Below are 7,804 nucleotides of genomic sequence, written 5' to 3' on the forward strand. Positions count from 1 at the left end.
CATGCGCAAAAAACGTGCGCAGAAATGGGAGGAAAAATGGAACCGCTGCACACATTTGAAATTAAGGATCAGTTCTATCTGGACGGGAACCCGTTTCGGATTATTTCCGGCGGAATGCATTATTTCCGGGTACTTCCGGAATACTGGGAAGACCGTCTGTTAAAATTAAAGGCGCTGGGCTGCAATACCGTAGAGACGGTCGTACCGTGGAACCTGCACGAGCCGAAAAAGGGCGAGTTTGATTTTACCGGGGAAAAGCTTCACGGGCTGACAGACCTTGTAGGCTATGTAAAGCTTGCGCAGAAGCTCGGACTGTGGGTGATCCTGCGTCCGTCCCCGTATATCTGCGCGGAATGGGAGTTTGGCGGATTCCCGGCATGGCTGCTTGCAGACGGCGATATGGCGCTGCGGACGAGCGACGAGCGGTATCTGCGTCACGTCCGGGACTATTACAAGGTGCTGATGCCTTATCTTGCGCCGCTGCAGATCACACAGGGCGGACCTGTTTTGATGATGCAAGTGGAAAACGAATACGGTACCTTTGGAAATGACAAAAAATATATCAAGGCGCTGCGGGATATGATGCGCGAAGGCGGAATCGATGTGCCGCTGTTTCAGTCGGATGGCCCGGCCGATGATATTTTTCAGAATACAGCGGTGGAGGACCTGTTTCCGACGGCAAACTTTGGCAGCAGAGGGAAGATCGCATTTGACTGTCTGAAAAAATATAATCACGGCGGTCCCTGTATGTGCGCAGAGCTGTGGGTAGGGTGGTTTGATGCCTGGAGAAGCGGAAAGCATCATACAACGGATGCAGATCAGGCGGCAAAGGAGCTTCGTGAGGTTTTGGAGGGCGGCAGTGTCAATCTGTATGTAGCGGAGGGCGGAACGAACTTCGGCTTCATGAACGGTTCTAACTATGGCGAGTTTTTGACACCGGATGTAACGTCCTACGATTATGATGCATTGCTGACAGAGGACGGTCAGATTACTGAAAAGTATAAAAAATGCCAGAAGGTGATCGCAGAGTTTGAGCCACAGCAGGAAGTAGAGCTCTTGCCACCGGTAAAGCGCAGCGCATACGGAGAAGCGCCCGTTGTGGCAAAGACCGATCTGTTCCATGCCCTGCCGGATCTGGCGCAGCCACAGGAGAGTGTAACGCCGCAGGCGATGGAACGGATGGGACAGAGTTACGGCTACATGCTGTATTCTGCTGTTCTGGAATCCAGCTCGGAGCTAAACAGCCTGAAATTATTCAAAGCGGCGGACCGTGCAATCGCGTTTATTGATAAACAGCGCGCGATGACAGCATACGACCGGGAGCTGGAAGTGCGTCATGAGGTAGGACCGTTCCATGGGGAAAATATGCACCTCGACATTCTGGTGGAGAACATGGGACGCGTCAACTACGGACCGTACTTAAACTGGCAGAGAAAAGGTATCGACGGCTGCGTTATGATTAACGACCGTTTTGCACAGCATAACTGGAAGCAGTATGCATTGCCCATGACGAACCTGGATCAGCTGAACTTTGAAGCCGGTTATGAAGAAGGACTTCCTGCCTTTTATCAGGTAGAATTTAACGTAGACGAGCCTGCAGATACGTTCCTGGATATGACAGGCTGGGGTAAGGGCTTCGTGGTTGTAAACGCCTTTAATCTCGGACGCTTTTGGGAAGAAGGTCCCCAGCGCCGCCTCTATCTGCCTGGCGCATTATTAAAGCCCGGCAAAAACGAGCTTTTGATTTTCGAAACAGAAGGGAAACACAAAGCTACAGTAATCCTGTGCGATACGCCGGATCTCGGAGACGAGTGATCCGGAAATCAAAAGCGTGATAGATAGTCAACGCTGCAGCAACAGGCATATGCATACCTTTTTGGAGGGCGGTTTTGCTTGACCGCCCTCTTTTTCTGTTGTAATCTGATAAAGGTAAGAAAGAGACGCAGGAGGAAGCGATGGAACTGGAATTTGACGTACATGTGGATGCGAATGCGTTATACGATTATATGCTCCGCCATACTTTTACAAAGGCTGCGGGGATTCTGGGAAGTACAGCAGGCGCGCTCGGCATTGTTGCAGGCATGATGCAGCGGTATCCGATTTATGTGATTTTCGGCGCGGTGGTTTTACTGTATCAGCCGGTGTCTTTATGGCTGCGTGCGCAGAAACAGGCGCTGCTTCCCGTTTTTAAGGAGCCTCTTCATTATAAGATGACCGAAGAGGGCGTGGAGGTTTCCCAGAAGGAGACGCAGCAGTTTCAGAAATGGGAAGATATGTACCGCGCGGTTTCCACAGGCAAAAGCCTGATTTTGTATACAGACAAAATCCATGCCAGCATTTTCCCGAGAAAGGATCTGGGCGAGAAACAGTCTGCGGTAATTGCAATGATTTCTTCCCATATGGAGCCTGGAAAGGTGCAGATCCGCTCTTAAAAGGCGGCAGAAAAGAGGTAGCGATGATCATCGAAAGTTTGTGTGCGGACGATACGTTCGCATTTGGAAAAAAGCTCGGTGAAGCTGCAGAACCGGGAACTGTCTACACGCTGGTAGGCGATCTTGGCGTTGGCAAAACCGTGCTGACACAGGGACTGGCAGAGGGACTTGGCATCACAGAGGCGGTCAACAGCCCCACCTTTACGATTCTGCAGGTCTATGAGGAAGGACGCCTGCCGCTGTATCACTTTGACGTGTACCGCATCGGCGATGTGGAGGAAATGGACGAAATCGGCTATGAGGATTATTTTTACGGGGACGGTGTCTGCCTGATTGAGTGGGCGAACCTGATCGAAGAGATCCTGCCGGAAAAATATACTGAAATCCGAATCGAAAAAGACCTGGAAAAAGGCTTTGATTACCGGAAAATTACAGTGACGGAGGTGGAAGATTGAAAGTACTTGGACTGGACAGCTCCGGCCTTGTGGCTGGGGTTGCATTGATACAGGATGATGTTTTGATTGCGGAATACACGACGGATTACAAAAAAACACATTCCCAGACGCTGCTTCCGATGCTGGATGAACTGCGCAGGATGGTGGATCTCGATTTAAAGAGCATTGATCTGATTGCGGTTGCGGCAGGTCCCGGCTCCTTTACAGGGCTGAGAATCGGCTCTGCGACGGCGAAGGGGCTCGGACTTGCACTGGATATTCCGCTGGCAGCAGTACCGACGGTGGATGCCCTCGCTTATAACCTGTACGGCTGTGAACAGCTGATCTGCCCGATGATGGATGCGCGCAGAGGACAGGTATATACTGGAATTTATACATTTGTGAACGGTGAAATGCAGGTGATCCAGGAACAGTGCGCGATTTCTGTAGAAGAGCTTGCGGGCAGACTGAAAGAAGAATGCGAAAAATACGGCAAAAAAGTGATTCTGCTGGGGGATGGTGTTCCGGTCTATCGGGAAAAAGTGCAGGAAATCCTGCAGGAGCAGTGTGAATTTGCACCTGCAAGCTGCAACAGACAGCGTGCGGCGTGTGTTGCTGTCTTAGGACAAAGCTTGGCGGCAGCAGGAAAAACGGTAAGCTCCGACGATTTTGCACCGGAATATCTGCGCATGTCCCAGGCAGAGCGCGAACGGATGGAAGCAGACGAGGCGCATCGCGAGCTGATGAAAGCCGGGATCACAAAATGAGTGTAAAAACGGACACGGAAAACAAAAAGGGCATGCTTGTGCTTGGACAGCTTCCACAAACATCAGCGATGGAAGCAGCAGAGCTGGAGGCGTCCTGTTTAAAGGAAGCGTGGAGTAAAAAAGCGTGGGAAGACGCGCTGGAAGATAAAAATGCGTGGTATGCGGGCGCGTGGCTGGATGGCAGGCTGGTCGGCTGCTGCGGACTGTGGCAGTCCTTTGAGGATGCGGACATCTGCAACGTTGCGGTGGATCAGACCCTCAGACGGCAGGGAATCGGTGAACAGCTGCTTCTTTTTTTGATGGAAAACGGCAAAAAACGGGGTGTGAAAAATTTTACGCTCGAAGTGCGCAGATCCAATGAGGCTGCAATCGGACTATATCATAAGCTTGGATTTCTGGACGAGGGCGTGCGTCCCAATTTTTATGATTCGCCGAAGGAAGATGCTTTGATTTTATGGAAAAAGCAGGAAACGCAGGGATAATTTACCGCTGTTTATTGTGCATAAGAAGCGCTACAATGAGCAGGAAAAGGAGGTTGCCATGCGGAAATGGAAACAGGATGAAGCTGTGCTGCAGTCTGTTGTCTGCAACCGATGCGGAAAACAGCTGAAGGTAGAGAACGGAGTGCTGAAAGAAGGCTGCCTGCAGGTATGTCAGACGTTTGGCTATTTTAGCGCAATGGATGGAACAAAAGTCAGATTTGACCTGTGTGAGGCATGCTATCTGGAGTTAAAGAAAAGCTTTCTGATTGCACCGCAGGAAGAAGAATCGACAGAGCTTCTCTGAATGAAAAACAGATATTTTATCATTTAGAAATGAGGAATAGAATGCTTGAAGTTTGTCTTTTGGGAACCGGAGGAATGATGCCGCTGCCATATCGGTGGCTGACGTCTCTGATGGTTCGTTATAATGGAAAAAGTATCCTGATCGACTGTGGAGAGGGTACACAGATTGCGATGAAAGAAAAAGGATGGAGCCCAAAGCCTATCGACGTGATCTGTTTTACTCATTTTCATGCAGATCATATCAGCGGGCTGCCTGGAATGCTTTTAACAATGGGAAATGCAGAACGGACAGAATCCTTGACGGTAATCGGTCCCAAAGGGCTTACCAGGACGGTGAATGCGCTCCGTGTGATTGCACCGGAGCTTCCGTTTGAAATCAGATGTATTGAATTTGAAGAAAATGAACAGACCCTGTGTTTTGATGGGCTGAGAATAGAAGCTTTTCGGGTCAATCATAATGTTGTCTGCTATGGATACAGTCTTTCGATTGACCGTGCAGGCAAGTTCCAGCTGGATAAGGCGGAAGCGCTCGGAATTGAGCGACGCTATTGGAACAAGCTGCAGAAAGGTGAGACACTGGAGCTGGATGGGAAAATCTATACGCCGGATATGGTCATGGGAGAAGCCAGAAAGGGTCTGAAGGTCACTTACTGTACGGATACCAGACCTACGGAAGGCATTGTAAAGCATGCGGCAGGTTCGGATCTTTTTATCTGCGAGGGCATGTACGGGGAGCCGGAAAAGAAAGATAAGGCAAAAGAACATAAGCACATGACGTTTCTGGAAGCTGCGGACATGGCGAAGCGTGCACAGGTGAAAAAGATGTGGCTTACCCATTACAGTCCGTCACTGGTGCATCCGGAGGAATTTATGGGCGGCGTGCGCAAAATATTTCCGGATTCCTTTGCGGCAAAGGACGGATGGACCCAGGATCTTGCATTTGAGGAAGAATGAGGCGTAAGGACATGACAGATACAAAAGAAAAAGATGTGCTCATACTGGCGATCGAAAGCTCCTGTGACGAAACGGCAGCGGCTGTCGTCAAAAACGGCAGGGAAGTGCTTTCCAACGTCATTTATTCGCAGATTGACCTGCATACGCTTTACGGTGGCGTAGTGCCGGAAATTGCGTCACGCAAGCATATTGAAAAGATAAATCAGGTTGTCCGTAAGGCGCTTGCGGACGCAAGCTGTACGCTGGACGATATTACAGCGGTCGCAGTGACCTACGGGCCGGGACTGGTCGGTGCGCTTTTAGTCGGTGTGGCGGAAGCAAAGGCAATTGCATTTGCTGCGAACAAGCCGCTTGTCGGTGTGCATCATATCGAGGGGCATATCAGCGCCAATTATATTGAAAATAAAGAACTGGAACCGCCATTTTTATGTCTCGTCGTATCGGGTGGACATTCCCATCTCGTCCGGGTAAAGGATTACGGGGAATATGAAATCCTCGGAAAAACAAGGGATGACGCAGCCGGAGAAGCCTTTGATAAAGTTGCGCGCGCAATCGGACTTGGGTATCCTGGCGGGCCCAAAATCGATCGCGTATCAAACGAAGGCAATCCGGAGGCAATTATATTTCCGCGTGCCAAAATCGCAGATAACGTATATGATTTCAGCTTCAGTGGCTTAAAGTCTGCTGTTTTGAATTATTTAAACGGGTGCCAGATGAAAGGCATAGATATCAATCAGGCTGATGTCGCTGCTTCTTTCCAGAAAGCAGTGGTGGACGTTTTGGTAGAACACTCGATGGATGCTGTAAAACGGTATCATGTGGACAAATTTGCGATTGCAGGAGGTGTTGCGTCAAACAGCCATCTGCGGGCGGCACTGGAGAGTGCGTGCAGCAAACAGGGTGTGAAGTTTTACAGACCATCTCCGATTTTGTGTACGGATAATGCTGCAATGATCGGAGCAGCAGGATATTATGAGTATTTAAAGGGAGTCCGGCATGGCTGGGACTTAAACGCGGTGCCGAACCTGAAACTGGGAGAGAGAATCTGATGAAAAAAACATTCTGTACGGCAATCGTACTGGCAGCAGGCTCCGGGAAAAGAATGGGGACAAAGATTGCAAAGCAGTATCTCGAAATAGACGGGAAACCGCTTCTGTACTATACGCTCCTTGCTTTTGAACGTTCCCCGCGGATTGATAAGATCATACTGACTGTCGGCAGCGAAGAACAGATTTCCTATTGTCAGGAGACTATTCTGCGTCCCTATGGCTTTCAGAAGGTTGCTTCGGTTATCACAGGTGGAAAAGAACGCTATGATTCCGTCTGGATGGGACTGAAGGCGGTAAAGGGCGATCTGCCAAAAGAAGCGACAGAGGGAATTGTGTTTATTCACGATGGAGCAAGACCAATGGTATCGGAGGATATTCTGGAACGGTGTTTTCAGGATGCCCAAAAATATAATGCGTGTGTTGCCGCAGTGCCGGTAAAGGATACGATTAAAATTGCGGATGAAAACGGCTTTGCGGAAACGACACCCCGCAGGGATCGCGTATGGCAGGTGCAGACACCTCAAACATTTTCGTTTGGGTTGATTTATGATGCCTATGCCCAACTTGCAGCACAAAAAGATACTCTGGCGGAAAAAGGAATCAAAATTACAGATGACGCGATGGTGGTGGAGACGTTTACAGATCATCAGGTGAAACTGACTGAGGGAAGCTACCGCAATCTGAAAGTGACTACACCGGAAGATCTTCCGCTTGCAGAAAAATATCTGCACAGTTAAAGGATTTGGACATGTTTTTTCTAGGTCGGGAACCGGCTGTTTTCAACAAAAAATCGGCTTTTTACAAAAAAAGTAAAAAAAATGAAAAAGAGTGTTGACATTCCTGTAAAGCTCTGATAGAATACATCTTGCGCTGATGAAGCGCGGCAAGTTCAAAAGATGAGCCGAATGACCCGGAGAGGTATCGAAGCGGTCATAACGAGGCGGTCTTGAAAACCGTTTGTCCGAAAGGGCGCGTGGGTTCGAATCCCACCCTCTCCGTTAGATTCCAGCAAATAGTCTTGCGGAGCATGGCTGTGGATGGAATCCTCCAGATACAATCGCGAGATTGTCATATTGGTAAATGTGAATCAGCACATGGAGAAGTACCCAAGATGGCTGAAGGGACACCCCTGGAAAGGGTGCAGGTCGTTAATAGCGGCGCGAGGGTTCAAATCCCTCCTTCTCCGTTCGCTCAACTTGATTGGGCAATGAACTTTGAAAAAAGTTCAAAAAGTTCTTGACAAGCCAAACTGCTTATGATAAACTCAATAAGCTGTCTGAGCGACAGGAACGAAAGTTCTTCTGGAAATACTTCCAATAAGAAGAACAGCACCTTGACAAATAAACAGTAATGCAACCCTGAAAATTCCAAACAGAACAAAAA

Annotated in this window: 9 protein-coding genes and 2 tRNA genes; all 11 read left to right on the plus strand. The window is 49.2% G+C overall.

Features of this window, described 5'->3' with window-relative positions:
• Window positions 1–24: 24 nt before the first annotated feature.
• The gene (locus OCV62_RS11415) at window positions 25–1,815 is read left to right on the plus strand and encodes a glycoside hydrolase family 35 protein (protein ID WP_262586783.1); all 1,791 of its coding nucleotides are present in this window, start codon (window positions 25–27) and stop codon (window positions 1,813–1,815) included.
• A 140-nt stretch (window positions 1,816–1,955) separates the two neighbouring features.
• Entirely contained in the window at window positions 1,956–2,432 is a 477-nt protein-coding gene (locus OCV62_RS11420) for a YcxB family protein (protein WP_021914239.1), read from the plus strand.
• A 23-nt stretch (window positions 2,433–2,455) separates the two neighbouring features.
• Window positions 2,456–2,887 carry a tRNA (adenosine(37)-N6)-threonylcarbamoyltransferase complex ATPase subunit type 1 TsaE gene (gene tsaE, locus OCV62_RS11425; RefSeq protein WP_262586784.1) on the plus strand — a complete coding sequence of 144 codons (432 nt, stop codon included), beginning with the start codon at window positions 2,456–2,458 and terminating at the stop codon, window positions 2,885–2,887.
• Entirely contained in the window at window positions 2,884–3,633 is a 750-nt protein-coding gene (gene tsaB, locus OCV62_RS11430) for a tRNA (adenosine(37)-N6)-threonylcarbamoyltransferase complex dimerization subunit type 1 TsaB (RefSeq protein ID WP_262586786.1), read from the plus strand. The genes tsaE and tsaB overlap by 4 nt, the downstream gene beginning before the upstream one ends.
• Window positions 3,630–4,115 (plus strand): ribosomal protein S18-alanine N-acetyltransferase, encoded by a 486-nt coding sequence (gene rimI / locus OCV62_RS11435; RefSeq protein WP_262586788.1) that lies wholly within the window; start codon window positions 3,630–3,632, stop codon window positions 4,113–4,115. Before tsaB ends, rimI begins: the two co-directional genes overlap by 4 nt.
• A 58-nt stretch (window positions 4,116–4,173) precedes the next feature.
• A complete protein-coding gene (locus tag OCV62_RS11440; protein ID WP_262586789.1) occupies window positions 4,174–4,419 on the plus strand; it encodes a hypothetical protein in 246 nt (81 codons plus the stop codon).
• A 41-nt stretch (window positions 4,420–4,460) separates the two neighbouring features.
• On the plus strand, window positions 4,461–5,372 hold the full coding sequence (locus tag OCV62_RS11445; protein WP_262586791.1) for a ribonuclease Z: 912 nt from the start codon (window positions 4,461–4,463) through the stop codon (window positions 5,370–5,372).
• Between the two features lie 11 nt (window positions 5,373–5,383).
• The gene (tsaD, locus tag OCV62_RS11450) at window positions 5,384–6,421 is read left to right on the plus strand and encodes a tRNA (adenosine(37)-N6)-threonylcarbamoyltransferase complex transferase subunit TsaD (RefSeq protein ID WP_262586793.1); all 1,038 of its coding nucleotides are present in this window, start codon (window positions 5,384–5,386) and stop codon (window positions 6,419–6,421) included.
• Window positions 6,421–7,158, plus strand: coding sequence for a 2-C-methyl-D-erythritol 4-phosphate cytidylyltransferase (gene ispD / locus OCV62_RS11455; protein WP_262586795.1), 738 nt, complete (start codon window positions 6,421–6,423; stop codon window positions 7,156–7,158). Before tsaD ends, ispD begins: the two co-directional genes overlap by 1 nt.
• Before the next feature lie 175 nt (window positions 7,159–7,333).
• Window positions 7,334–7,419 (plus strand) — tRNA-Ser (locus OCV62_RS11460).
• Between the two features lie 98 nt (window positions 7,420–7,517).
• Window positions 7,518–7,607 (plus strand) — tRNA-Ser (locus OCV62_RS11465).
• The last annotated feature ends 197 nt before the right edge of the window (window positions 7,608–7,804 follow it).

Origin of the sequence: Gallintestinimicrobium propionicum, from assembly GCF_025567525.1 — a bacterium.
Lineage (GTDB): Bacteria > Bacillota > Clostridia > Lachnospirales > Lachnospiraceae > Gallintestinimicrobium > Gallintestinimicrobium propionicum.

Coding starts and splice junctions, on each gene's coding strand:
- OCV62_RS11445 (WP_262586791.1), top strand. CDS start 4,461: ATGCTTGAAGTTTGTCTTTTGGGAACCGGAGGAATGATGCCGCTGCCA.
- ispD (WP_262586795.1), top strand. CDS start 6,421: ATGAAAAAAACATTCTGTACGGCAATCGTACTGGCAGCAGGCTCCGGG.
- OCV62_RS11420 (WP_021914239.1), top strand. CDS start 1,956: ATGGAACTGGAATTTGACGTACATGTGGATGCGAATGCGTTATACGAT.
- OCV62_RS11440 (WP_262586789.1), top strand. CDS start 4,174: ATGCGGAAATGGAAACAGGATGAAGCTGTGCTGCAGTCTGTTGTCTGC.
- OCV62_RS11415 (WP_262586783.1), top strand. CDS start 25: ATGGGAGGAAAAATGGAACCGCTGCACACATTTGAAATTAAGGATCAG.
- tsaE (WP_262586784.1), top strand. CDS start 2,456: ATGATCATCGAAAGTTTGTGTGCGGACGATACGTTCGCATTTGGAAAA.
- rimI (WP_262586788.1), top strand. CDS start 3,630: ATGAGTGTAAAAACGGACACGGAAAACAAAAAGGGCATGCTTGTGCTT.
- tsaD (WP_262586793.1), top strand. CDS start 5,384: ATGACAGATACAAAAGAAAAAGATGTGCTCATACTGGCGATCGAAAGC.